Source organism: Streptosporangium brasiliense (assembly GCF_030811595.1).
In the GTDB taxonomy this organism is placed as follows: domain Bacteria; phylum Actinomycetota; class Actinomycetes; order Streptosporangiales; family Streptosporangiaceae; genus Streptosporangium; species Streptosporangium brasiliense.
Genome location: NZ_JAUSRB010000002.1, coordinates 2,565,026 through 2,590,262, shown reverse-complemented (window position 1 = coordinate 2,590,262; position 25,237 = coordinate 2,565,026). Strand labels below are relative to the sequence as shown.

Here is a 25,237-nt window from a genome sequence, read left to right as displayed (position 1 = left end):
AGACTTAGTTGGTTTCTTTACCGAAGTGTGCTCAACTGGAGGTGAGACGAGGAGAGCGCAGATGATGGTGGAGAAGACCGGCCAGCCGGCCTACCTGCAGATCGTCGACGAGCTGCGCGGCCAGATCCGCAGCGGTGCACTCGCGCCCGGTGCGGCACTGCCGTCCATCGCCCAACTGGGCGAGCGCTTCGACGTCTCCGCCAGCGTCGTCAAGGCCGCGATCAGTGTGCTTCGCACCGAAGGCGTGGTCATCGGTCAGCAGGGCAAGGGCGTGTTCGTCCGCGAGACCCCCGCCGAGACCTCCAAGCCGGAGACGTCCGACGCGACCGCCGAGATCCTCGACCAGCTCGCCCAGACCCGCCACACCCTCAAAGAACTGGGGGATCGGCTCGCCGCTCTGGAGGCGGCAGTCTTCGCAGCGCCGAAGTGATCTCCCCGATCCGGCACGCCAACTCGTCCAGCTCCGCCCGAATCGCGGCCAATTCCCAGATGATGCGCTGCGGGTCGACGTTCATCGGTTTCTCCCTTGCTCTGCGGTGCGTTTCCCCTTTCGGGATGGCCTAAGTTCACCGTGAGCTGGGGGTTTCCGGTATCACGCCGATCTAGTTAAGCTTCTTCAGTTCCGCTCAACGACCATTTACACATGCGTTTTCACATGCACGACCGCACACCGCGCACCAACCCTTGAGCGTGAAGGCGAAGGTATGCAATGAAGACGACCCAGCGCCCCGGCTGGACCCCCTCCCGCCTGCGGGAACACCGTGAAGCCCACGGCCTTACCCTCGAAGCTGCAGGCGAACGACTCCGCCAGGCCGCCGGCCGCCACGGCCTGACCGTCCCGGCCGCCAACTTCCAAACGCTCTGGGGACACGAGCAGGGGACCGTGTTCCCCGGCCCGCATTACCGGCGCGCTTATTGTCTGCTCTATGAGGCCACCGAGCCCGAACTAGGCTTTCGTCCCGCTCTGCCCGGTGAATCACAGAAAGCGGAAATCGTGATTTCCGATCTGCCTGCGCCCGCTGATCCCGTCGCCGACAACGCCGCCGCCCAGGTCATCGAGGAGGCGTTCACCAAGGTCTCCGTCGGCGGCATCCAGGCCGATGGCTCCCCGCAGGCGCTTCTTCGTAACCGGGTGGTCGACGCCTGGCGTCGGCGCCACGGCGGAGGCAGCCCCAAGCCCATCCTCGTTCTCGTCGGCGGATACGCCGGATCCGGCAAGACCGAGTTCTCCCGCTTCCTGTCCGACATCACCGGTTGGGCGTTCCTGGACAAGGACTCCCTGACCCGGTGCATCGTCGAGCGGCTGCTCGTCTCCCTGGGCGGTGATCCCAACGACCGGCACACCGACCTGTATCTCAAGGAGGTCCGGCCGCTGGAGTACCGGTGCCTGATGGAGACCGCGTGGGACAACCTCAACGTCGGCACCTCCACCATCCTGTCGGCCCCGTTCATCGCGGAGCTCAAGGACGAGGCGTGGTTCACCCGGCTGGAGAACCGGTGCGCGGCCAAGGGCATCGACGTCGCAGCGATCTGGGTCCGCTGCGACCCCGAGTCCATGCGCGAGTACATCGAGTTCCGCGGCGCCGCCCGCGATGCCTGGAAACTGGACAACTGGCAGCAGTACGCCGAGGGCCTCCAGGTCGAGGCCAGCCCGCCCACCGCACACGTCACGGTCGACAACCGCCTCGGTGCGGCGATCAGTCTCGCCGACCAGACACGCGAGGCACTTAAGCGGATCCTGACGTGACCCTGAAAGGCATCGTCCTGTACGGCCCGCCGGCCAGCGGCAAGGACACCATCACCGCCGCCCTCGCCCGGTTGGATCCGCGGTTCGTGCTGCTGCCCAAGCTCAAGGTCGGCACCGGTCGGGCGCAGGGGTACGAGTTCGTCAGCGCCGAACACCTGGACAAGCTGCGCGAGGCCGGCCGGCTGCTGGTCGAGACCCGCCGCTACGGCAACGTCTACGCCGTCGACCGGCAGACCATCGAGGACCGGCACGCCGCCGGCTACGTGCCCGTCGCGCACATGGGCAACATCGCTGATCTGCGTCGGCTCACCGGCAAGGCGCCGGACGGGTGGCTGCGCGTGCTGCTGTGGGTGCCGCGCGAGGTCACCGAACAGCGCTCCCGGGATCGTGGAGACGCCGACACCGCCAAGCGCCTGACCGCATGGGACGAGACACTCGCCGACCTGGAGACAGGCACCGACGCGGGGTTCTTTCATCTGCGCCTCCACACCGACCGCATCGGGGTCGACGCCGCAGCCGGGGAGATCATAGGTGCCTACAACCGGTTGCGGGTGGCGGCGCTTCCTCGCGAGGAGGCATGCCCCCCGTGAGCCGGGCCGCGACGTCCGGCGGGATCAGATCCAGCCGCCACCAGGTCCCGCAGCAGGTGCACTCGGCTCCCGTCCAGACTCCCTGGGGACTCGACGCCCAACGCGCTGAGCTGTGGGAACAGACGTCGGAGGAGAGCCGGTAGCCCGCCAGCAGGACCGTCACCGTTTCCGCCCTTCTCCGTGCCGATGTCCGCTCGTTGAGCTGGTGGTGCCTCCCCCGCCCCTGACCGCCGTGGTGCCCGTGCCTCTCCCCAGGCCAACCCCGTCGGTGGGGATGGGGTGGGATGAACGGTGTCCATCTGGGGTGGGCGGACACCGCGGACGACGTTGACCTTTTGGGGCCTGACACGGGACGGCTGTCCGAGGCGGGGGAAGAGAGTGGGCCAGGAGTCACCCGGCTGACTCCTGGCAGGCGGGGCGGTGCACGTCCCTTCAGATTCCGCCCCGCCCCGCCCGTCTAACGGGCGCTCCCGGACAACAGCGCCGTCCAGGTCGCCCGAGCTTCACTGAGGGGCATGAGCGAGGTCTCGTGAATGTCGGGTCCGCGGTCGAGCTGGACCGTCCGCCGCAGGAACGCACGACCTCCGCCGGCGCACAGCTCATACACCGTGGCCCGGCACCAGCAGGTCCAGGCGACCGGCCGTGCCCGTTCCAACGAGGGATACGGCCGCTGCCACACCAGCCGCACATGCACGCGTTGGAGCATCGCCACGTGCGGGCTCACGCACTCATCCAGCGCGATCACGACGTGTTCTCCTCGGGGTGCGCGTGCTTCCTGCGCAGATCGCCGTAGCGGAAGGCGACCCGCCGAGCGGCCCGAGCGGGATCCACCGCCGGATGCCAGGCGTAGGTGAACCGCTGTCGCCGATCGTCCCAGCCGGTCCGCCACCAGAATCGCTCGCCGTCGCACCAGACGACGAGCCCGACCCAGACCGACACCAGCGCCAGGCCGTGCCCAGCGTGGACATCGGCCGGGATCTCGTGCCTGTCCAGAGCCACACGGAGTTCCTCGGCCGCATCCATCGGCCCCACGCCATCAAGGGAGACCGCGGTCATCCTTCACCTCCTACCGCGCTGGCCGTCTGCGGGCATGTCATTTCGGCTTTCAAGGTCGAACCTGTCTGAGTCGGACGGGTCGAACTCGAAGGCGTCCGCCTGTTCCTCGGACGCGGGTCTTTCGTCGTCGGCCATGCTCGCATCATAAGCACACCATGCTGTAGTACACCATAGAACACCGCAGTATGTGCTGGTGGAGGGGTCTGCACTGTGGGCTTCTAGCGTGTTCCCATGACCGAGCTGCGCGACGATCTGCCCAGGTGGCGACAGGTGCGAGACATCATCGTCAAGCGTATCGAGACCGGCCAGTACAAGCCGGGCCAGCGGATCCCCTCGGTCATCGATCTGACCCAAGAGTTCGGGATCGCCACCCAGACCGCGCAGAAGGTCATGAACGCCCTCCGCAAGGACCGCTGGATCCGGACCGAGCGCGGCATGGGCAGCTTCGTCACCACGATCGAGGAGCGCACAGCCGAGGCCGACGAAGCTCCCGAATAGTCGTCACAGAGTCCAAGATCACCGGAGGTCGACTCCTCTGGATGAGGATTTTCTCTACGTCTTTAAAGGCGATCCGCCTACGGCGTCTCGCCGCGCGTCGGGCGGCCGCCGGCCGCGCTGCGGCTCTTCGGCCGGTCGCGGCCGCGCCGCCCACGCGCTGATGTCCACCAAGCGGACACTCATGACTGGAAGAAGCCTCCCGGCAGTCTGGATGAGGCGACCGTAAGGGCTGCCGCGGGGCTTCCGAGCCTCCGGGCCTGGCGGCCCTACGGTTCGGGTCCCCTTGCCATCGGATATCCCGGGTGACAGTGGAGAGTCACCAACTGCGGGATAGCTCAGTCAGTCGTCCGATCTGGCTGGCTGGCTAGAGCCGGTCATGCCAGCCGGTCGTGCATGCGGCCCATTCGGGACCATCGAGGGTCAGGCCCGCCAGGCGGGCGAACTTCTCCGAGCGACACCCGACAGGCTGACGTGGTGGATCAACGTGGGCGTCTTCCGGTCGCCCATGCCGTACCGGACGAACACGCCGATGCACGGCGGGTGCTGCACACCGGGAAAGACTCGGGTGGACACGTCGGGTTGGTGCCCCTCTGGCGAGAGACGGAATCGCAATCCGACACCTGGGGCTGTAACAATCATCCGCTTCGGTCACTGCCGTACGGGGTTGGGGCGCTCGACTGCCGCAGACCGACTTCGTTGGTCCTTGCCACCGGATGACCACGGCTGAGGTGGTAGCTCAAGGACCCCGAGATTCGAGCCCGTTACGGAGCGATCGCACATCCCTCCGCGTCAGCTCAATTGGTACACAAGGTAGGAAATTCCTCAATGCGGCATGAGCATGACGAACAGCCCAAGTTTCATGGCCAGGATCAGCGAATGCTTGCGCCTCAAATGCTCCACAGGCCTCGTACTTTACTCGGGAGTCGACGTGCCAGATAACGACTTAGACGCGAATTGATCATTGATTTACCACGCCCCAACACCCTCTGGTGTCATGTCAAGGATCGGAGCTTTGGAGAAAATCTCACGCTCCTGGACTTCTTGAGCGCGTTAGTAACGATGGGGTGGAAGCTTGTGGCACATCTGGTACCGCTCCGGGAGGTATGTCATCCTCGCGACGACGTCCTCGAAGGCGGGTTGGCAGACAACCACTTCGCAGCCCAGCTGGATAAGGTGGTCCGCGACGCGGAGCACTATCCGGTGTACGGCAACGCAGAAGCATTCTTCGCACAGACCTACCCCACGAGCGGCCTGAAGACGCTACTCACCAAGACTTTCGGCCGCCTGAGCGGACTGAAGGGTGTCGTGGGGGAGAACGGCGTACTTCGCCCGACAACCTCGTTCGGTGGCGGTAAGACCCATGGCCTGACCGCCGTCTACCACCTCGCCAAGGGTGCCAGGCCGTCCAACACCACTGAGTTCCTCGACCTGAGCCTGCTTCCTGACGGCCCAGTCCAGGTCGCGGCCCTGGTCGGCGACGCGCTCGACCCCACCGCGGGTATCGAGACCAACGGCCATCGCACTTACACGATGTGGGGTGAGATGGCTGCCCAGATCGGCGATGACGCGTTCGCAGCGATGGAGGCGAACGACACCCAACGCACCGCTCCGGGCACCGCCACGATCAGGGCTGCCTTCCGTGGCAAGCCGACGGTTGTGATTATCGACGAGATAGCCAAGTATCTGCGCGCGGTGGCCTCCTCAGGGAGCGAGGACATACGCCGCATGGCCGGCGCGATACCGGTCTTCCTCGGCAACCTCTTCGAAGTCGCCTCCGATCCGACCAACAAGGTTTCGGTCATCATCACCCTGGCCGCGACCACCAACGCGTTCGGCGCGGAGACCACCGAGATCAGTGAGCTGACCGGTGAAGAAAAGGAAAAGACCGACGCCGCCAACACCGCCTCGGTCAAGGCCGCCCAGGAGATTGGCGACGTGCTCGCCCGCGCGGTGCAGCCGAGCGCGGTGATCAAGCCGGCCGATGACAACGAGATCGGCGAAATCCTCAAGAAGCGCATCTTCGCTTCCGTCGACGAGGACGCCGCCAAGGCAGCCGGGGACGCTTACCGAGACTTTTACGAAAAGCTCGCCAAAACCGAGCAGCTTGCCGGCGGCGCCGAGCACCCGGCTTCCTACGGCGATTTGGTTACCAAGAGCTACCCGTTTCACCCTGAGCTGGTCCGCGTCCTCGATAAGCGCCTGGGCAACATAACCCAGTTCCAGCGCGCCCGCGGCGCCCTGAAGCTCCTGGCTGAGGTCGTGGCCAACATCTACGTCACCAACGACAACACGGCGATCATTAACGTCGGCGACATCGACTATTCCAACGAGCCGGTCCTCAACCACCTCACCGACGGCCTCGGCCGCGCCGAGTATGCGAGCGTAGCCAAGGGCGACTTCGCCTCCAAGGCCTCCCACGCCGCTGTCGTCGACGCCGACGTCTTCCCCGGCAAGCCTGCCTACGCCACCCGCGTGGCCCGCACCGTATTCACTCACTCCCTGGAGATGGTGTCCACTGCAGGGGCAGGCCGCAACGACTGGCTGGTCGGCACTCTGCGTCCAGGTGAGGACGCCACCGTCTTTGAGAAGGCGCTGACCGAGTCGGAGAAGGTCTTCTGGCACCTGTCGTACGACGGTGCTCGCTGGCGCTTCAACATCGAGCCCAACGTCAACGCCATCATCGAGACCGAGAAGCGAAACGTCGCCAACACCGCGGTGGCCGCGGAAGTCGACAATCTGATACAGAAGGCGTTCGCCAACGACGGCGGTGTCACCGCGATCCATTTCCCATCAGGTCCTGCTGAGATCCCGGACAAGGATGTGCTGCGCGTGGTCGTACTCGACCACGATGTCGTCACCGTCGACCCGGCCCACGCCGACCAGCCACCGGCACAGATCGTAGAGATGCTCGATAAGGTCGGCTCGGTCGGTGCGCCGCGCAAGTACCGAAACTCCCTGGTTTTCGCCCTGGCCGACGCCGAGCAGGTCCACGTGCTCAAGGACCGTGCACGTGCCCTGATCGCTTCTAATAACCTCGCCGCCGATACTCACCGGCTGGGTCAGTTCAGTGAGGAGGTTCGCAAGAAGGTCGAGGCCTACGACAAGGAGGCCCGCCTCCAAGCACGCATCGCTGTCACTCGGTGCTTTAAGCACATCTACTACCCGGCCGACGAGAAGGCCACTGGCTACCTACGCCACCGGGAGCTTCCCGCCCAGTCCCAGGGCGACCCGAAGAATGCCACCTCCGCAGTCATCACCTTGCTGACCGACGAGGACAAGATCCGTACCAGCCCGTTCACCGCCTCCTTCCTGCGCAACCGCACCTGGGCCAACAAGGAGGCCACGAGCACGGCGGCGATCGCCGACTACTTCTGGTCCGACCACAGGGCTTCCATCGTTCGCAATACCTCCCTGCTGCGTGACGCGATTGTCAACGGCGTTAACCACGACCACTGGGTCTACTACGACTCGGCCAGCGGCAAGGCCTACACGGCCAATAACCAGGCTGGCATGTCGATCGCCTTCAGCGCCGACGCCGAGGTCATGACCATGGCCGAGGCACAGAAGCGCGGCCTGCTGGTCCGTAAACCCACCCAGACTGACCTTCGCTCGGTGCTCACCAGCGACCAGCTCACCGGCGCCGACGTCCGCACCCGCCTTGAGGCCGTCTGCGGCGGCGAGCCCTCCAAGACCGACGTGCTCGACCTGTTGGCCACCGCCGTCCAGTCCAGCGAGTACAGCTGGTTTGTCGTTACCGACACCGAGCCTGCCGCTGGCGTCCGGGCGCTCTCACCCTCGGCGATCAAGGACAAGGGCCTCGACACCCTCCATATCCTCCCCCGTGAGGCCTCCGACGAGATCGGCGTCGAGGTCCCCACTCGCATTGCCACCTCCAAGACTTTCACCGCGAACGGTCCCGGCGGCGCGGCCATGCAGACCCTGCTTGATGCCGTCTCCGACTACGCGATCCGCACTATCAGGACTCTCACTTTGAGGGTGAGTGCGGATACTGCGTCTGGCACTAGCGACATCGACCTCGCCGTCGTCTCGCTCGGCATGCTGCAGAAGCAGACCATCACGGTCCGCTCCACCATCCGCGCGGAATACAAGGGTCTCACCGGAGGCGGCATCCAGTTCCAGGGCACCGCCGAGCGTGCCGACTTCCAGGTGGCCTATGGCCACGCCAAGAAGGCGCTCACCGCCGCCACGAAGGTGGTCGGCGACGTCACCCTCACCTTCCGGTTCGACCCGGCACTCGACGTCAACGACCCACAGTTCGCGCAGATCCATGACGTCATCAAGAAGCTCGGCATGAAGAACACCACCATGACTGCAGAGGTGACCAAGTGACCGCCCCCCAGCGAGCGGCGACTGTCCCGAGCCGACGGCTCGCTGCCGTCACAGGCGTCCGTGGTTTCCGTCTCATTGTGCAGCCCGGCCGTGGCGAGACCTATGGCCTCACTATTGAGGAGACGTACGGCGAGGCTGGCTCTGTCCTTACCACGGCCGTCGCCACCCTCACTCCTCAGCAGACGGGCCGCGTCGTCGACGCCCTCTTTGCAGCCATAAGGGGATCGGGCCACCAACCCAGTGTGCTGACCTTCACCCGGAAAGCACCAATTCGGCTCGCCGAATCCGACGGCGTACGTCTGGCCCTGATTCTGATGGCCACCCAGCCCATTGCCAAGCACGAGCGCGTCCGCGCACTCATCGCTGGCATCAATGCCATGAGCACCGAGGAGACCTACTACTGGTATTCCAAGTGCATTGGCATCGACGCCAATCGCGCCCGTAAGGCCCTCCGCACCCTCCTCTCCGACGACTGAAAGAGCCACCTCATGAGCACCAAACCGCGTGTCCTCATTGAGGACTGGCTCCCCGTCGCTGAGCTCGGCATCGAGTCCCGCCGCGAAGCGGCCCCCATCCCGGGCCAGTTTCCGAAACTAAAGGCACTTCACGTGTGGTGGGCTCGCCGTCCGCTGGTGGCGTCGGCCACAGTCGTGTTAGCAGGCCTGCTCCCTGCATGGACCCCAGAGCTGGGCGACGTCTTTCCCGATCATCCCGAATTGTCGAACCCGGCAGCCTACAAACTCTGGGTCCTGAAGTTAGTTGGGATCTGGGGTGATCCCATTGCCGCACGCCGGCGGATTGCCGCCGCCACCGAGCGAGGGGAGACGCTGGGTGCAGCCGCATACGGGTACCGTCCAGCCTTCAAGAACCTACCGGGCGCTGGCGACATGGCACTTCTCCACGAAGTATTGCGTCACACCTGGGGTGGCTGCCTGCCGTTGGTGGCGGACCCAACAGCAGGAGGCGGATCCATCCCTTTCGTCTCAGCTCGGTTCGGTCTTCCTACCGCGGCGAATGATCTTAACGCGGTAGCCGCCGCCGTTCTAAAGGCCGGGGTCGAGATCCCCGTCCGCTTCGGCCACGAGCTGACGCCTGAGCTCAAAAAGTACGGGCACCGTTGGCGTAGCAGGGTGGAAGAAAGGCTTGGCAAGTTATTCGTTTACGAAAAGGGCGAGAAGTACCTTACCTATATCTGGGCGAACGCCATCCGCTGCCCACGTACGGGCGGACTCGTACCGCTCATCACTGATCAGTGGCTGGATAAGGCCAAGGGCCGCGAGACAGCCGTGCGAATTGTCGTGCACGACCAAGACGGCAACCTTCTGAGCGAGCCCACCTTCGAGATCGTTCGGGGCGACGAGATCGACTTCGTCCCCTCTGTCGGGCTGATGACTGGCGGCACCGCCCGCAGCCCTTATGACGACCTTGCGATTGATGACGCTTACATCAAGGCCGAGGCCCAGTCCGGTCGGTTCGAGCAGGTTCTCTACGCGGTTTACTACCGCAAGATTGACCGCACCAAAGGATATCGGGCGCCAAGCAGCGAGGATGCGGCATGCCTCGAGCGCGCCAGTGGCTACCTCGCAAAACATCGGGTTAGCTGGGAGGTGTCCGGCTGTCTCCCGACAGAGGAGATCACCGAGATCTCGAACTACGACCGCGGTCACCGTATGTACGGGATCACCAAGTGGGCAGAAATGTTCACGGACCGCCAGCTGGTTGTCCATGCCATCTTCGCAGAAGAACTCCAGCATCTCCTGACTGAAGTAGAAGAGGACCTTGGGCAGGAGAAGGCGCGTGCGCTTCTGACGGTGCTCGGGATGATCCAGGCCAAGGCGCTAAACTACAATGCTCGACTAACAACGTGGGATGTGGGTAGGCAGAAGACACGGAGTGTCTTCGAGAAACACAATTTCACGTTCAGATGGACCTTCGCCGAGTTCCAAGGTTCACAGGAACTTCCCTCTTTCGCACTAAATCAGGTCCTCGACGCGTACGATCAGCTGGTTACGCTGGTCGGACATGTGTCGCCAGATTCTTTGGCTGAGCCTAAAGCCCAAACGCCGGTCATGGTGACTCAGGGGACTGCAGCCAACCTCAGCGCGCTGGCGTCAGGGAGTGTTTCTCACCTGTGTATGGATCCGCCGTATTACGACAACGTCATGTATGCAGAGTTGTCTGACTTCTTCTACGTCTGGGAGAAAGCAACGCTTGGCCGCCTTTACGCAAACTTCTTCGCCGACACGGCGACCGACAAGGAGAACGAGGCGATCGCTAATTTCGCACGTTTCGCCGCGTTCGGGCGACGGAAGAAGCAACTCGCGGATGCCGACTACACAGCGAAGATGACCGGAATCTTTGCGGAGTGTAGTCGTGTTCTGCGAGAGGACGGCGTCATGACCGTGATGTTCACGCACAAGAAGGCCGAGGCGTGGGATGCGCTGGGCACCGCCATCATCGACGCGGGCTTCACGATTGAGACATCCTGGCCGGTAAACACCGAGTCGGAGACATCGTCCCATCAGAAAAACAAAAATGCAGCGAATAGCACCATCATGCTAACCTGCAGGAAGCGCGAGCAGGATAAGAGCAATGGACCGCTCTACCTCGAAGATGTCGAGGCCGAGATTCGGCGCGCAGCTCGCGATGCGGTGCTTCGGTTTCAGAACGACGGCATCGGCGGAGTCGACCTTCTGCTCTCGACCTATGGGCCAACGCTATCTGTCATCTCGCGTCGCTGGCCCGTGTACTCCTCGACACCGGACGAGAACGGGCGCGACCAACTTCTTCGGCCCGAGGATGCCCTGTCCCTGGCTCGAGAAGAGATCGTCGACCTTCGCCGGGCGAGATTGATTGGACAAGGCGCGAAGTCCGACACGCTGACCGACTTCGTCCTCCTCGCTTGGGACACCTTCGCGGCCAGGGAGTTCCCGTACGACACAGCCCGCCTGCTTGCCCTCGCGGTGGGTGGTCTTGATGTGGACAAGCTTGAGCGCGCGAAGATTCTCAAAAAGGGATCTGGCACAGTCAAGCTCCTGACACCCAGCGAGCGAGTGCGGCGCGGTGCCGAGAGCGATCTTCCAGGAGTACGTCCAGACGCAGAGTCCTTCGCGAACGTCATCGACGCGGTCGACACGGCCCTCTACATCGCTGAACACGACGACTGGCCAGCGGCCAAGAGGTTTCTCGACAAGCACGGCTACACCAGCGACGCAGGGTTCAACGCCGTACTGCAGGGCCTTGTCAACGCGATTCCCCGCACGAAGGTCAAGGGCGCGTGGGCGGTGCCCGAGGCGGGTCGTCTCGACACGATGTGCACGCTCTATTTCCCTGACGTGACCCTGCCCGAGGCCACCGAACTAGCCATGCAGGATGACGGCAAGCCCGACACGCTCTTCGAAATGGAGTGAGATTGGCTGAGCACGACGCCCTGTTTCCCGGTGCAGCTGCCAAGCCAACGGCACCGGCACAGGGTGGTCTCTTCGAGCACGATCCAGCCACGGCCGAGGACTCGTTCCGCAACGTGACGCTTAAGGCGATGTACTCGCCCAACGACGCACCGTTCGAGACGTTCTACGAGCCGTTGCTTTCCCGAGCTGTTGCCTACGACCGAGCGGTCGGCTACTGGTCCGGGGCAGAGCTGCAGTTTGCCGCACAAGGCACGGCGTACTTCATCGCCCGTGGCGGCGTGATGAGACTCATCGTCGGCGCCCAGCTCGGTAAGAAGGACCTCGACGCAGTGCTCTCCGGCACTCCACTCAACGATGTGGTCGCCGAGCGTCTACTGGCTGATCCTGGCCTGGAGGGCACGAAGATCGTGCAGAGCGAGCATCTCAGCGTGCTGGCCTGGATGGTCGCCAACAACCAGCTTCACATCCGAGTCGGCATCCCGGTCGACAAGCATGGCCACCTGCTTACCCATAAGGAGTCGGGCCGCTACTTCCATACCAAGTACGGCATCTTCACAGACCGTTACGGCCACAAGGTCGCATTCAGCGGCTCCAACAATGCCTCGGTCACCGCATGGGTGAAGAACCACGAGACCTTCGACGCCTACCGCTCCTGGCGTACCGAGTCCTGGGAGGACTACGGCAAGCCCAAGGAACGAGCCTTCGATCAGCACTGGCGCGGCCACCCCGACAAGGGGTGGGCGGTCATCGATCTGCCCACCGCCGTCCGAGAACACCTGATAGAGCACGCTCCTGACGCTCCGCCGTTTCCCCCCGACACTCTCGTGCCGCAGCCGAGGCCCAAGGGGGCCGATCACAAGACACCGCCTGTCGAGGTGGACGTCGATATCCAGGCGGCCTGGGACGAGCTGGTCGTTCTCCGGGATGCGCCGAAGGCGTTCGCATGGACTGGCGTGGGTACAGCGTGGGCTCAGCCGCTGCCGCATCAGGCCGAGCTGATCCACCGGGTGGTGTCGACGTACCCGCGGGGTTATCTCTTCGCCGACGAGGTCGGTCTCGGCAAGACCATCGAGGCAGGCATGGTGCTACGCGAGCTCTTCACCTCCGGCCAGGCAAGAAAGGCCTTGCTTCTAGTGCCGGCCTCGGTGATGAAACAGTGGCAGGAAGAACTCCACGAGAAGATGAACCTCGACGTTGCCCGCTACGACAAGGGCAACTTTGTCGACCGATTCGACCAGCCTCTCGAAGCTGACCCGAAGGCCAACCCGTGGTCGGCCTTTCCGATTGTGCTTGCCTCCTCTCACCTCGCTCGCCGCCGCACTCGCCGTACCGAGATCCTCGATGCCGGACCATGGGATGTCGTTCTCGTCGATGAGGCCCACCACGCCCGCCGCCGCGGCTCCAAGGCGACCGACACTCCCAACTCCCTGCTCGCGCTACTCCAGGAGATGAAAAAGCGCGGCCTATGGCGTGCGCTCTACCTCGCTTCTGCGACCCCGATGCAGATGCACCCCCACGAGGCCTGGGACCTCATCGAGCTCCTCCGGCTGCCTGGCAAATGGGGTGAGCAGGCGTTCTTCTTTACCCAGTACTTCACCTACCTCGGCGACCCGCCCGAGGGGCGCGGCTGGAAACTCATTTGCGACATGCTGGAGGATTACTTCTCCGACCCGCTCGCTGAACATGACTACGAGCTGGAGCAGCAGGTCAACGATGCGCTCGGATGGGCCGACGCGTTGACGGTGATCGGGATGGCCAGCAACCCACCCTCGCCTGACCTCAGGGCGCAGTTCCCCAATGCCACTTCCGAGTGGATGGATAAGTGGGCTCGTCGCCACACCCCGATGCGCGATCGAGTCTTCCGCAACACCCGCAAGACCATGCGGGCCTACCAGGCGGCCGGCGTCATCCCTGCCTCGGTCGTCATCCCGTACCGACATGTCACCGACGAGTTCATCCCCCTGGCTCCGAACGAGCGGAGGCTGTACGACCGTATCGAGGAGTACATCCGCCGTCACTACAACGCCTACAAGTCCGACAGGGCCACCAGGGCTCTCGGCTTCATTATGACCGTCTACCGGCGCCGACTGACTTCCTCCTTCGAAGCGATCAAGCAGTCCCTCCAGCGCCGCCTCGACGTACTCGAGCAGGGCAAGAGCCTGGCCGACCTCCTCACGGATGACGATGGCGCCGACCTGGAGAGTTCTCTCTTCGACCCCGAGGTCTTCGACGTCCGCGCCGACCGCCTCAAGAAGGAGATCGGTGAGCTCCGCTCTTTCCTCAACGACCTCGGCGATATCACCGGTGAGGACACGAAGGCCAAACAGCTCGTCGAGGATCTGGCCGAGTCGTTCAAGACGTATGACTCCGCGGTGGTCTTCACTCAGTACGCCGACACCATGGACTACGTCCGCGAGCGCCTCCTGGCCGCTGGCTACAACAAGCTTGGCTGCTACTCCGGCCGCGGCGGCGAGATTTACGATCCGGTCGCAGAGAAGTGGAGCTCGGTTACCAAGGCCGAGATCAAGAACCGGTTCCGCAACGGCAGCATCGAGGTCTTGATCGGTACCGACTCAATGAGCGAGGGCCTCAACCTGCAGACATCGGGCCGCCTCATCAACTACGACATGCCCTGGAATCTGATGCGCGTCGAGCAGCGCATCGGTCGCATCGACCGCATCGGCGCTACCTACAGGCATCTCCAGATCAGCAACTACTTTTACCAAGACACTGTCGAGGAGCAGGTCTACAAAGGCATCAAGGAGGACTATGACGACTTCACCAACATAGTCGGCGGCGCTGCACCTGTCCTTGGCACTGTCGAGAAGGTCATCGAAGACCTTGTCCTCGCCGCACACCTCAGCGACGAAGTCATCGCCAGCGAGATCGCCAACATCCGAACCCAAATCGACGACATCAACAACCAACCCGTTAACACCGACGACCTCGGCGCCCCTGACGACGGCATCAGCATCAAGACTCCACCGAACCTGGTAGGAGACATTACTCCGCCAGTCCTTGCCACCAAACTCACGGACAACCTTCTCTCAGGCCGCTGGCTGACCCCAGACGACGGACGTCCCGGTATCTACAACCTCTTCCTTCCGCGTGACGACGCCCGTGTGTCCTTCAGACGTTTCGACGGCGCGATATCCATCGAGTGCTACTTGGGTCAGCCACCCACGGCCTCAATCCCCGTGACATTCGACCGCGACATCTGGGACACCAGCAGCGACAGCGACCTTGTCTTCCTGACCTACGGGTCACCCGAGTTGGCCTCCCTCCTCCCCCGCGAACCCGGTGAGTGATAGATGGCGGCATGGATCACTCCAGCCGGATAGCAGCGCCCTTCGGTCCCCAACTCTTACTGATCTGACTCGAAAATAGGACCTCAGCCGGGCAGGCGGCAGCGAACCTCAGCCGGTGATCGTCGGATGAGGCTGTGCCCGCGGGGCGGTCAGGCGGCAGGCTGCTGGTCGGGCCGGTCGAGGGTGACCTTCTTGCCGGTGAGACGTTCGAGTTGGCGGACCAGGTCACGTTCCCGGCGCTGTCTGTTGATCTTTGATTCGTAGAAGTCGGCACCGAGATCTTGATAGCGGACATCAGGGTCGGACAGCAGATGCCAGACGATGGTGAGGATGCTGTTGCCTAGCGCGACGATCGCGCGTTTCTTTCCCCGGCGTCTGATCAGCCTGCGGTAGCGGGCGCCGAGGAAAGTGTCGGTGCGGCCCGCGACGACGACGATCTCGCCGAGGGTGGCGGCCAGCCAGGGGTTGCCCTTGCCGGTGGAGCCGCCCTTCTTCTTGCCCGCGGAGTTCTTGTCGATAGGGGCGAACTTGGCCCAGGACACCAGATGACCGGCCGTGGGGAAGGCGGCCATGTTCACGCCGATCTCGGCGATCAACTCTTGGACGGAGGTCACTCCGACCCCGGTGATCTCGTCCAGGCGTTCGGCCGCCGCGGCGAACGGCGCGATCAACTCTTCGATCCGGGCGGTGACCTCGGCGATGTCGCCGCTCAGCGCGTCGATGCGGCCGAGCATCTTGGCGCACAGGAAGGCATGGTGGTCATCGAAGTGACCGCGCAGCGCCTCTTTCAGCAGGGGAATCTTGTTGCGCATCGAACCCAGGGCCAGTTCGGCCAAAACGTTCGAGCTGTGTTCTCCCTCGATCATCGCCTGGAGCATCTTGCGCCCGGAGACACCGAAGATGTCATTGATCACGCTGGAGAGTTTGATCTGGGCGTCTTCCAGGAGCTTTTCCATCCGCTGCTTCTCGCGGGTGCGGTCGCGCACCAGGCTGCGCCGATATCGGGTCAGGTCGCGCAGCCGGCGGATCGGCTGGGGGTGCACCAGGCTGGGCCGGCACATGCCGCATTCGACGACTTTGGCCAGCCAGACCGCGTCCAGCTTGTCGGTTTTGGGGCAACCGGGCACGTTCTTGACGTGCTTGGCATTGAGTAGTTCGCAGGCGAAGCCCTCCGCCTCCAGCAGGTAGTAGACCGGTTTCCAGTAGGTGGAGGTGGACTCCATCGCGACCCGACCTTCTGCACCTGCTGGCAGCGCAACCAGTCGGCCAGTTCCAGCAGTGAGGAGGTCAAGGTCGCGTACTCGCGGACCTGCTGCACGCGTCTGCCGGGCTTTTCCTCGTGCGGCACCCGCACGCATGCCACCAGCGCGGTCTTGCCGATGTCGATCGCGCAGATGCGTTCGACCAGCTCTGTCGGCTCTTCGGTGAGCTCATTCATGGGGGCGGTCCCTGTTCGGCTCGGGGGTGGAGGCCGCCCGCGGGAGCTGCGGGGCAAGAGAGAATCGGACTCTCGCGCTCGAAGCGGCAATGCGGGGCCCCTGATCCAGCTCCCGGCGTCAGACTTTAACGCGGCCTCAGCCAGGCACCAAGATCAAACCGACGGCGGCGGGCGACCGTCCCCTATTTTCACGCCCAGCCGGGCGTCACAGCAGAGACACAGAGGACTTTAATGCGTGAAGTTACAGCGGCTTGAGAAGCAGGCCGGTCCCGGCCAGGCAGCCGTCGATCAGATACGGCCGATACTGGATCTTCTTCAGGCCTCGCTTGATCACGCGCGTTAGGTGGTCCAGGCCCGTGGCGGCGAGGTTGGCCAGCCCGTCACGGTTCAGCAGCGACCACAAGCCCTCCACCGGATTGAGATCGGGAGCATAGGCCGGCAACCGGACGACCCATAGCCAGTCGGCGTTGTCGGCGATGAATTGCCGCATCTGCGGGCAGGTGTGCCGGTTGAGGTTGTCCCAGATGAGCACGATCGGCGCGCCGAGCTGCCGATGCGCCATGGTGATCAGGTCCCGGTAGTCGCGCCAGGTGAAGCTCGCCGCCTCGTTCTTGCGCCGCCGGTAAAGGTGCACCCGGTAGATCAGCCGGGAGCGCCGGCCGGGCCGATAGCAGGCCAGTGCCGCGACGGAGACCCTGCCCGTGCGGTGGCCCGGTACCCGCACCACCGGGGTGGCGCCGCGCACCGCCCAGGTGCGGGCGATCGGCGGCCTCAAAGTGCGCCCGCACTCGTCTTCGAAGCAGACCCACGCGCCCAGGTCCGCCGCGGTCTTTCCACGGCCGGCCACACCTGCTCCTTCCATACCTCGATCGCCTTCTCGTCGCGTTCGCGGGCCCGGCGCGCGGGCACCTGGCACGACCAGCCATGGCGGGTCAGCAGTTTCCACACCCCGGGCAGGGAGTACGACACGTGGAACATCCGGCCGATCACCCGCCGGATGCGGGTCAGCGTCCAGTACTGGTCGTTCCAGCCGTGCGCGGCCGGGCCTCGCAGCAGCGCGGCCTCCAGCCGGGCGAACTGCGCCTGGCTCAGCCGCGGCAGGGACGCCGGTCCCCTGGAGGTCAGGGCCGCGCCGCCGCCGTGCGCCCAGGCGCGGCGCCATCGGTTGGCCGACATCCGGCTGACGCGCAGTTCCTTGGCGATCTGCAGGTCGGTGTATCCGCGGGCGAACAGTTCGGCCGCGCACAGCCGTACCTGTTCGCGCTTGGCTCGTTGTGCGGCGGTCAGCCCGCCGCCTTGCGCGTACCGCATGACCTGGACATACCGCCAGAAACCGGCAGTGTCACATGATCGCTTAACACCACGAATTAAAGATCAGTAGAGGGTGTCTGAAAAGCGTCAGATTGGTGCTCGGGCGAGGCGGTGGAGCAGGGTGAAGGCCATCGCCAGGTAGATGGTGCTCTCGGAGGTGGCGGGCAGGTATTCGTAGTCCTTGGCCAGGCGGCGGTAGCGGCCCCGCCAGGCGAACGTGCGCTCCACCACCCAGCGGCGCGGGACCACGGCGAACCGGGGCACGATCCGGGGCGGCGCCCCGACGGGCGCCCAGGTGGATCGCATCCCGCCATCGCGTCGGACGACCACCTGCAAGGTGATTCCGGTGACTTGCTTGACCCATTGCAAGAACGGCCCCCGATACCCCTGGTCCACCCAGCCGTAGGCCAGACGCGGGAAGGAGTCGCCAAGGCCGGTCAGCAGCACCGCTGCCCCGTCCCGGTCACTGAGGTTCGCCGCGCTCACGTGCGTCTTGCAGACGATCCCAAGCGTGTCAACGAGCAGGTGACGTTTGCGGCCGTTGACCTTCTTGGCGCCGTCGTAGCCGTGCAGCCCCCCTTTTCGGTGGTCTTGACGCTCTGGCTGTCCACGATGCCCGCGCTGAGCAGCGGGTGCCGGCCCTGCCTGAGGCGTTCGCGTTCCCGCAGCACCGTCGTGATCTGCTCCCAGCGGCCCTCGATCCGCCACAGGCGCCAGTAGTGGTAGACCGTCTGCCAGGGTGGCAGATCGTGGGGCAGCAGCCGCCAGGCGCAGCCGGCTCGCAGCCAGTAGGCCAGAGCGTTGATGATCTCCCGGCGCTCATGCACCGCGGGACGCCCCCCCCGGCTTGGCCGGCGGGATCAGCGGGGCAAGGGTCTCCCATTCGGGATCGGACAGATCCGTCGGATACGCAGCGCGCTTCCTCGACATCGGCGGCCTCCCGTACTTCCAGACGGGGCACTACGCCATCATCATGCCCATTCAGGGACTTTTCAGACACCCTCTAGTTGTGGCCCTATGACCACAGGTTCGCATGCGCACGAACTTTCCCAGACTCACGAGCTATGGCTGGAGTGCTAGGAGCACCCTTGCGTACCGCCAATCGCGGTCTGCGCACAAGTTATTCCGCTTCAGCATCAATCAGGTGCTGAAACTGTGGGTACATAGTCACATCACCAGTCGATTCTCGAAATGAGCCATAGAGGGGTAAAGCACTTAACGGACGCAATGTCAACCCTTAGAGAGCGCACCTCTCGAACTACCTACGCATACGACGGGTTGGTGACCATGGCCAGCATCAAGACAGACGATCTATCCACCGCATTGCGGGAGCGTTCGATTCGTCCAAGCACCCGCCAGTTGCTCATTTCACGCATTGAGGGATCCTCGCAGGAGAGGGATCTATCGGAGCCGCCAAATTGCGGCGGTCACGGCCGGATCCGGCACTTCCGCATCGAGACTCCGGCCCCCTGGCCTGCGAACCCGCTGCCACTGCTGCCAGCATCGCGTCGACTCGGTGTGTCCCCGGCCACCGCGAGCAACGCACAAGTCTTCCAAAATGCCGCCTGCAACTGGCGGTGTTGGTACTGCTTCGTTCCCTTCAATCTTCTCTCCGCTAACGAATCCCGCGCCTCCTGGCTGACCGCCGATGAGCTTGTCAACATGTACCTCGCTGAGCCAGAGCGTCCCCTGGTCATCGACTGCTCTGGCGGACAACCTGACCTCATACCGGAGTGGATTCCTTGGATGATGGACGCTCTGGCTAAACGCGGCTTACAGGACGAGGTCTACCTATGGTCGGATGACAACCTAAGCAATGACTACTTTTGGCGATATCTCACTCTGCAGCAGCGAGCTGAGGTTGCCGACTACCGGCTCTATGGCCGTGTCTGCTGCTTCAAAGGCTTTGACGCCGACTCATTCACCTTCAACACCAAGGCCGAACCCGATCTGTATGACCGCCAGTTCGAGCTCTTTGGCAGGTTGCTTGCACTGGGGATCGACCTCTATGCCTACGCAACGTTCACTGCCAGCCACGATCGTGGCCTGGCCCAGGCAATGACGACCTTCGTGGACCGCTTGCAGCAGATCCATCCCAACCTGCCACTCAGGCTTGTCCCGCTCCGCATCGAGGCCTTTGGCGTGGTTCAACCGCGAGTGGGCGAGATACAGCAACGAGCGCTGGCCATTCAGGAAGCGGCTGTCCTGATCTGGAACGAGCAGCTACGAAGCCGATTCTCCGCAAAGGAACGTGCGATACCCATGCCCGATGTCGCTATCCAAGGTTAGGTGCTATGCGGTTCGACTCAGAGAACGAGGAGTTCACAGCCCAGGCCCTTGCTTGGCTGCAGTCGCTAGATGAGGAGGTACGCGGCGACCTCCAAGCAGTGCTGCGCTTGTCGCCTGGCTACTATCCGACAACGCTTGCCCAATTATGGCTAATAGAGGTCGCCGAACAACGTCCGCGTGCCGCGGTCATGCCTGGCCCCGTGGTTAGGCAGACAGTTGAGCTGCCAGTGCCCCACCCTGCGGACTATGAGTGGCGCTTCACCGAGTCGGCAGCCCACGCCCTTCTTGGCCGGGCGACAGCGAACCTCCCAGACGGTGCCCCAATTGTACATATAGGGACACCAACGACATTCCTCCTCGGCTGTGAACGTTACAACCGATTCAGACATGTGCTTCTGGAAGGAAACTCCGCAGCGACCACTGCTTTGGCAGGGATACCGCACGTGTACTGCATCAACTTGATGAGGACGGATCCCCCAGCTCTGGAAGCACGTGTCGCGATCGTCGACCCCCCGTGGTATCCGGCAGAAACACGCGCCTTTCTTATGGCAACTAACCACACATGCATGATCGGTGCGCGTATCCTACTGTGCCAACCGACAATGGCCACTCGCCCTGGTGCTGCAGAGGAGCGTGCCACCTTGCTCGACGACTTGCCCCAGCTGGGGTTTGCCTGCGTCGACGTCGGTGTGGGCCACGTTCGCTACCGCATGCCCCATTTCGAAGCCTCATCGCTCAAGGTAACCGCGCCTCACTTACCTGTCCCCACGGATTGGCGTGCCGGCGATGTGTTAGTGCTCGAAAAGGTTGCCGATTCCAATATGTCCCGTCCCTCGGATCTTGATATGGAACTTTGGCGAGATTGCCGATTCGGACCAGTCCGCATCAAGACTCGACACACCAAGGGAACTGATCTCGGATCTCTTGTGGCCGGAGATGTTCTCGACACAGTCAGCCGGCGCGACCCCATCCGCCAGCAAATAGGTCTATGGACAAGCGGTAACCGCGTATTTTCTTTAACTCACGACCGCGCAATTAGCAAACTTATTGATCTTTGTCACAGCGATCTTATGCGTTCGCAATTTAGTGAAGCAAGTACACGAAATCACGCCCGCAAACTACGCTTGACCAGCCGTATAGCCAGCCGACTCTTTCATTTGCTCCTTGTTGAGTTTCAGGAGCATACGATACAAAAGGATCTTCAAGTACCATGATAGAACCGCGCATCCTCCACCAGATTGCCGCAGCCACCCGAACCCGTGATGACTGGAATCGGCTGAACCTATTCGACAACAGAAGCTCATCATCCGGCATCCATATCGCCTGCATGGTCGAACCCTTCCTCACCTACATACTCGAAGGCAAGAAGACCATTGAGTCTCGCTTCTCCAAGCCATTAATTTCTCCTTATCGTCGGGTGGCAGTTGGTGACACTGTATTGCTCAAAGCGGGTCCGATCGTGGCGTCCTTCAGTGTCGAATCCGTAGAGTTCATCGAGCTAAATACACGAGAGATCTCCAGACTTATCAGCAACTACAGTGATGCCATCTGCGCTGATAGCGAGTTCTGGGCCGCCCGAACGGACAAGCGCTACGCAACTCTCCTTGGAATCGCTGACGTCCGGCAGCTTACGCCACTTCGGGTAGATAAGCAGGACCGCCGCGGGTGGCTGGTCTTGCGCGATGGCTGCACACAGGAGTCCAATGAGCAATTGTCCTTATCATGGAATTAGTGGTCTGCCTGAGCGGCAAAATGGCCAGCGGCAAGACCAGTACTGCACGGCGATTAGCGACTCATCTTTCGAGCGCTGTTGTGCGCAGCTTCGGTGAGGTGGTCCGCAGCCACGCCATACAGAATGGGCACGCTTTAAATAGAGCAGCGTTGCAGAAACTGGGCTTACAGCTCATTGCCGCTGGCTGGCCACCGTTTATCGAGACTCTACTCACAGACGTGCCTGCTGATACGCATACTCTCGTGGTCGACGGCGTACGCCACGCAGAAGCGATCGAAGAACTACGCCGCCAGCTGCCTGACGCCCGCATCGTGACTGTCTACCTCATGCTCAATCAACACGCGCAGCACACACGGATGCAAGCACGGGGTGACCCCCCAGGGACAGGAAACCATGCTGTCGAGGCGTCACTAAGCCATGTACAGGCTGTGGCCGATCTTGTCATTGACAGCGAACTGTCACCTACTGAGATCGACGCCTGCATTCTCGACTACCTGTCGCTGACACCACCCGCGCTATGAAGGTGGTGTATGCAACCTCACCCATTCTTTAAGAGGCGTGAGGGTGCTGGTGCTTCAGAGTGATGGCTTCGTGAGGTCTGGCTGTGGGCAGGCGCAGCACCGTATCAGCCTTCGGTCGGCTAGGAATCTTCCGCGGTTGGTCATCCAAGTCAGGCAGGCGAGCCTGAAGGTAGCGACGCATTAGCTCTGCGAGGTAGGCGATCTCCTCCTCAGTGAGAGGCTGCCCCACCGGAATGCCATGCCAGTACTCCACGCACTTCCGGCAGCAGGCCGCCACGGCATGCATGGAGTAATCAAGCGCGTCTGCCTTCTCGGTGGCAATCGGCGTCTGTGTGCCGTCGCGGAACGGCTCAGCTTTGCCGATGCGCGATCGCAACCGCCGAGGCATCCGTTCCTCAAGTGCCAGGCGGCCTGCGCGATGGGCATAGTTCAATGCCCTCTGCCCGAAGGGGATGTGCCAGAAGTAGTGACGAATGCACTCACGCTGCAGCGCAGCGAAGGTGTGGTCGATATCTGCGAGATCCCGCTGCGCGACGCGCTCCATGGAGACGAGCGGCTGTTTGCACTCTCGGCATGTGCCGGCGCCCAGCACCGTTGCCAACTTATTACCGAGCTTGAAGCAGTGGAGATTGTCCTCGCAGGCACTGGCAAGGCATCGCACCTTGATCTTCCCGTCCAGCCGCTTCCACACGCCGCTCAACGGTGTGGTGGCTGTCGGAGCGCTCCAAACAGGCGGAAGCGGGGGAAGTCGCTCCGCCTCAAAGGGCAGACTGCCCAATGGCTGGGCAGCCGTGGTCCACTTCTGGCTTAGCGAATCCCCCGAACCTTCATGCATGGCTACCTCCGAAAGGGCTGACTCCATAGTGCGTTGGTTGACGAATAGGTGTCTAGGCATAGCGCACAGCGATACAAGACTCACGCTGCCAGGGCATCCATAAGAGCTGCCCGCTCAATGGAGTCCAGGGCGGTGAAGTCGAGATGCTCGAGTAGGAGGTCGGTGGCTGTGCGCCAAGGCGTACCCGCAACTTGGAAGGAGGTCGCAACCCCCCACCAATTAATCCCTCTGGTGGAGAGCTGAAAGGCCACGTAGTTCGCCAGTACATCAACTGGCACTTCCGCTTCCTGAGCCACAGCTGGCACAGCCCTCTTCAAACGTTCGATCGATCCTCCTGCCAGCAGGAAGCACCGCTCGATAACTGCCTCCCCCCGCCCTTGGAACAGAACATCCGCAGCAAAGGCGTTCGCTCGCTGCTCTTCAGGGTCATCGCTCCAGGTACTGACGTCACCTAACTCGTACCAGCTACGCAGCTCGCCGCGGCTGGGGTCGGATAGGTGAGGCAGTTCGTGGAGCAAATCGTGAAGCCACTTGGCCATCGAGTCGGTTGTCTGCTTCATGATCAGTATCGAACGGCCTCCAGCAGTAAAACATGCTCCATGGAAGGTACCCGGGTCCCGCAGCGCGATTACAGGGATACCGAGGTGAAATAGGTATCGCAACGTCGCCTCATACAGCTGTCCAGACGACATCTTGTTTACGGGGCCATCCTCGTCATGCTGCGCACCCACCTGAGCCCGAAGCAGCTTGTCGATGCCCGCTCGAGCAGCCCGTGCATCTGCAGGAGGTCGCGGTGCCCCCATTTGCTTCGTGGCCTTCAGCACGATCTCCGCTAGCCCTTCCGCGTAGCGGGTATAGGCATCGAGCTTCTGAGGCTCCGCATTAGCTGGCGCTTTGAACCGGGCGGTTGTCGCGAGAGGAGGTAGGGCAGTGTCGGCTGGCGCCAGCAGCTGCTCCACTTGCAACCCCAGCAAGCGGGCAGCGCGTTCAGCCACACCGAGCACCGCGGCAGGACTCGCCTTATCACCGATATCACGCAACAGCCTGCCCTCGACGACCTTGCGGTCGAGCTTGAGGCCCAGCAGTCGCTGCTTCAAGCGCCGCAGCGGCGACTCTATTGCCGGAAGCTGGATTCCGGCATCGAGCTCGACATTGAGTGCTCGCCGTACCTCTTCCAGACGCGTCAGAGAGGCCGACTTATAGCCCTCGTTCTCATACCGCTGGATCTGCTGTTCTTTGAGGCCCAGTAGATGGGCGAGGTCGCGCTGGCTCAGCCCCGACGCGATCCGGGCCTTGATGAGCGCCTGAGGGAAGTCGCTAAGCGAAGTAACTCGGACTCGCTCCACTCCCCCGGCGCGCAGCTCCTCATACTCTCGGAGCTGGTCATCGAGGCCGATGATCTGGCCATCCAGCGAGGCCTCCTCCAACTGGAACCGTAGGAGGTCGTGACCGTCGTCAACATGGCTTGGGTCTCGTAGCGTATCTGCGCGAGCAGCGTGCAGCTGCTCCAGCGCCTCAGCCAATACCTGGCGCTGACGAGCGGTGATGCGGTATTGGCGCTCATTCTGAATCATGGCAATGTCCTCAGATCGAGCAGAACAATTCCTTTGGCAGTGCCGTCCTTGCTCTGCTGAAAAAAGAGCTGGAAGGGCATCCCCGACCCTCGCTCAGTGCCGACCAAGAACTCGCCGAAGTACTTGGCCTTCTGACGCAGCCGTCCATTGCGGATGTCCACGGGGTCGATGAGCACTGGGTCGATCTTGGAGAGGTCTACCCCATCGTGGGCCCAAGCACAGTCGAAGTCGGACGGTTCGGCTTTGGATGTGGTGAAGCTGCCGTCCAACCACAGGTGCCGAGCGCCGGCGTCACGCAAGTTGGTCCCAGCTTCACGCAGTCCGCGCAACAACCGTTGCCGCTGGGCGCTGAAGCCAAACCGGCCCACCACCTCGTCCCAGGAGGCCCGGTGCAGGCCGGGCGGAAGTAATCCGTCATCGGTGAAGTCTGGCAGCACAAACACAACATAAATGTTGTGTTGTGCTGAGTCAACTTGATCTTGAGGCTGTCAACTTTCTAGTGCCGCATCAGACAGCGTTCGCCCCGTTGTGACGTACCGCGCCGCCTAAGTCCTGTCCTGGGCGATGCCTGGCCGTCA

The 25,237-nt window shown here is 62.9% G+C and carries 21 protein-coding genes and 1 pseudogene; 12 read left to right on the top strand and 10 right to left on the bottom strand.

Annotation, left to right across the window (positions count from 1 at the left end):
• The first annotated feature begins 61 nt into the window (after positions 1–61).
• The 3 genes from J2S55_RS20655 to J2S55_RS20645 all read left to right on the top strand — a co-directional run bounded on the left by J2S55_RS20655 (position 62) and on the right by J2S55_RS20645 (position 2,337).
• Complete coding sequence (locus J2S55_RS20655) at positions 62–430, top strand: GntR family transcriptional regulator (protein ID WP_306863493.1); 369 nt, start codon at positions 62–64, stop codon at positions 428–430.
• 564 nt (positions 431–994) lie between these two features.
• On the top strand, positions 995–1,747 hold the full coding sequence (locus J2S55_RS20650) for a P-loop nucleotide/nucleoside kinase family protein (protein ID WP_306863490.1): 753 nt from the start codon (positions 995–997) through the stop codon (positions 1,745–1,747).
• On the top strand, positions 1,744–2,337 hold the full coding sequence (locus J2S55_RS20645) for a nucleoside/nucleotide kinase family protein (RefSeq protein ID WP_306863488.1): 594 nt from the start codon (positions 1,744–1,746) through the stop codon (positions 2,335–2,337). Before J2S55_RS20650 ends, J2S55_RS20645 begins: the two co-directional genes overlap by 4 nt.
• 457 nt (positions 2,338–2,794) lie before the next feature.
• On the opposite strand, the gene J2S55_RS20640 is transcribed toward J2S55_RS20645, so the two are convergent.
• Genes J2S55_RS20640 through J2S55_RS20630 form a run of 3 tightly spaced genes read right to left on the bottom strand, consistent with a single transcriptional unit; the run spans position 2,795 to position 3,528 of the window.
• Positions 2,795–3,082, bottom strand: coding sequence for a hypothetical protein (locus J2S55_RS20640; protein ID WP_306863485.1), 288 nt, complete (start codon positions 3,080–3,082; stop codon positions 2,795–2,797).
• A complete protein-coding gene (locus J2S55_RS20635) occupies positions 3,079–3,336 on the bottom strand; it encodes a hypothetical protein (RefSeq protein WP_306863483.1) in 258 nt (85 codons plus the stop codon). The genes J2S55_RS20640 and J2S55_RS20635 overlap by 4 nt, the downstream gene beginning before the upstream one ends.
• A 60-nt stretch (positions 3,337–3,396) precedes the next feature.
• The gene (locus J2S55_RS20630; protein WP_306863480.1) at positions 3,397–3,528 is read right to left on the bottom strand and encodes a hypothetical protein; all 132 of its coding nucleotides are present in this window, start codon (positions 3,526–3,528) and stop codon (positions 3,397–3,399) included.
• A 96-nt stretch (positions 3,529–3,624) separates the two neighbouring features.
• Here J2S55_RS20630 and J2S55_RS20625 point away from each other — a divergent pair, with 96 nt between their 5' ends.
• Positions 3,625–3,891: a GntR family transcriptional regulator gene (locus tag J2S55_RS20625; RefSeq protein ID WP_306863477.1), complete on the top strand. Its 267-nt coding sequence runs from the start codon at positions 3,625–3,627 to the stop codon at positions 3,889–3,891.
• A gap of 420 nt (positions 3,892–4,311) precedes the next feature.
• Here J2S55_RS20625 and J2S55_RS20620 read toward each other — a convergent pair whose 3' ends face one another.
• A complete protein-coding gene (locus tag J2S55_RS20620; protein ID WP_306863474.1) occupies positions 4,312–4,464 on the bottom strand; it encodes a hypothetical protein in 153 nt (50 codons plus the stop codon).
• 501 nt (positions 4,465–4,965) lie between these two features.
• On the opposite strand from J2S55_RS20620, the gene J2S55_RS20615 reads away from it, so the two are divergent.
• Genes J2S55_RS20615 through J2S55_RS20600 form a run of 4 tightly spaced genes read left to right on the top strand, consistent with a single transcriptional unit; the run spans position 4,966 to position 14,959 of the window.
• Entirely contained in the window at positions 4,966–8,241 is a 3,276-nt protein-coding gene (locus tag J2S55_RS20615) for an ATP-binding protein (RefSeq protein WP_306863472.1), read from the top strand.
• Positions 8,238–8,717 (top strand): DUF7680 family protein, encoded by a 480-nt coding sequence (locus tag J2S55_RS20610; RefSeq protein ID WP_306863470.1) that lies wholly within the window; start codon positions 8,238–8,240, stop codon positions 8,715–8,717. The genes J2S55_RS20615 and J2S55_RS20610 overlap by 4 nt, the downstream gene beginning before the upstream one ends.
• A gap of 12 nt (positions 8,718–8,729) precedes the next feature.
• Positions 8,730–11,651: a DUF1156 domain-containing protein gene (locus J2S55_RS20605; protein ID WP_306863467.1), complete on the top strand. Its 2,922-nt coding sequence runs from the start codon at positions 8,730–8,732 to the stop codon at positions 11,649–11,651.
• A 2-nt stretch (positions 11,652–11,653) separates the two neighbouring features.
• Positions 11,654–14,959, top strand: coding sequence for an SNF2-related protein (locus J2S55_RS20600; protein WP_306863464.1), 3,306 nt, complete (start codon positions 11,654–11,656; stop codon positions 14,957–14,959).
• 149 nt (positions 14,960–15,108) lie between these two features.
• On the opposite strand, the gene J2S55_RS20595 is transcribed toward J2S55_RS20600, so the two are convergent.
• The 3 genes and pseudogenes from J2S55_RS20595 to J2S55_RS20580 form a co-directional block, all read right to left on the bottom strand.
• Positions 15,109–16,317: an IS110 family RNA-guided transposase gene (locus tag J2S55_RS20595; protein WP_306863462.1), complete on the bottom strand. Its 1,209-nt coding sequence runs from the start codon at positions 16,315–16,317 to the stop codon at positions 15,109–15,111.
• Positions 16,318–16,638: 321 nt separating this feature from the next.
• Positions 16,639–17,708 (bottom strand): IS630 family transposase gene (locus J2S55_RS48625; protein ID WP_442480488.1). Its coding sequence is split into 2 segments (ribosomal slippage): positions 16,639–17,210 and positions 17,210–17,708, totalling 1,071 coding nucleotides; the frame shifts between segments, so codons are not numbered across the junction.
• Positions 17,709–17,795: 87 nt separating this feature from the next.
• Positions 17,796–18,638, bottom strand: a pseudogene (locus J2S55_RS20580) (IS5 family transposase).
• Positions 18,639–18,995: 357 nt separating this feature from the next.
• On the opposite strand from J2S55_RS20580, the gene J2S55_RS20575 reads away from it, so the two are divergent.
• The 4 genes from J2S55_RS20575 to J2S55_RS20560 all read left to right on the top strand — a co-directional run bounded on the left by J2S55_RS20575 (position 18,996) and on the right by J2S55_RS20560 (position 22,250).
• Positions 18,996–19,997, top strand: a complete 1,002-nt coding sequence (locus J2S55_RS20575) for a hypothetical protein (protein WP_306863456.1) — start codon at positions 18,996–18,998, stop codon at positions 19,995–19,997.
• A 641-nt stretch (positions 19,998–20,638) separates the two neighbouring features.
• Positions 20,639–21,211: a hypothetical protein gene (locus J2S55_RS20570; protein WP_306863454.1), complete on the top strand. Its 573-nt coding sequence runs from the start codon at positions 20,639–20,641 to the stop codon at positions 21,209–21,211.
• Entirely contained in the window at positions 21,208–21,729 is a 522-nt protein-coding gene (locus tag J2S55_RS20565) for an ASCH domain-containing protein (RefSeq protein WP_306863452.1), read from the top strand. The genes J2S55_RS20570 and J2S55_RS20565 overlap by 4 nt, the downstream gene beginning before the upstream one ends.
• A complete protein-coding gene (locus tag J2S55_RS20560) occupies positions 21,720–22,250 on the top strand; it encodes a phosphotransferase-like protein (RefSeq protein ID WP_306863450.1) in 531 nt (176 codons plus the stop codon). Before J2S55_RS20565 ends, J2S55_RS20560 begins: the two co-directional genes overlap by 10 nt.
• A gap of 28 nt (positions 22,251–22,278) precedes the next feature.
• Here J2S55_RS20560 and J2S55_RS20555 read toward each other — a convergent pair whose 3' ends face one another.
• The 3 genes from J2S55_RS20555 to J2S55_RS20545 all read right to left on the bottom strand — a co-directional run bounded on the left by J2S55_RS20555 (position 22,279) and on the right by J2S55_RS20545 (position 25,102).
• Positions 22,279–22,941: a DUF4186 family protein gene (locus tag J2S55_RS20555; protein WP_306863448.1), complete on the bottom strand. Its 663-nt coding sequence runs from the start codon at positions 22,939–22,941 to the stop codon at positions 22,279–22,281.
• Between the two features lie 224 nt (positions 22,942–23,165).
• A complete protein-coding gene (locus tag J2S55_RS20550) occupies positions 23,166–24,659 on the bottom strand; it encodes a helix-turn-helix domain-containing protein (protein ID WP_306863446.1) in 1,494 nt (497 codons plus the stop codon).
• Positions 24,656–25,102 (bottom strand): DUF6932 family protein, encoded by a 447-nt coding sequence (locus J2S55_RS20545; protein WP_306863442.1) that lies wholly within the window; start codon positions 25,100–25,102, stop codon positions 24,656–24,658. Before J2S55_RS20545 ends, J2S55_RS20550 begins: the two co-directional genes overlap by 4 nt.
• Positions 25,103–25,237 lie beyond the last annotated feature (135 nt).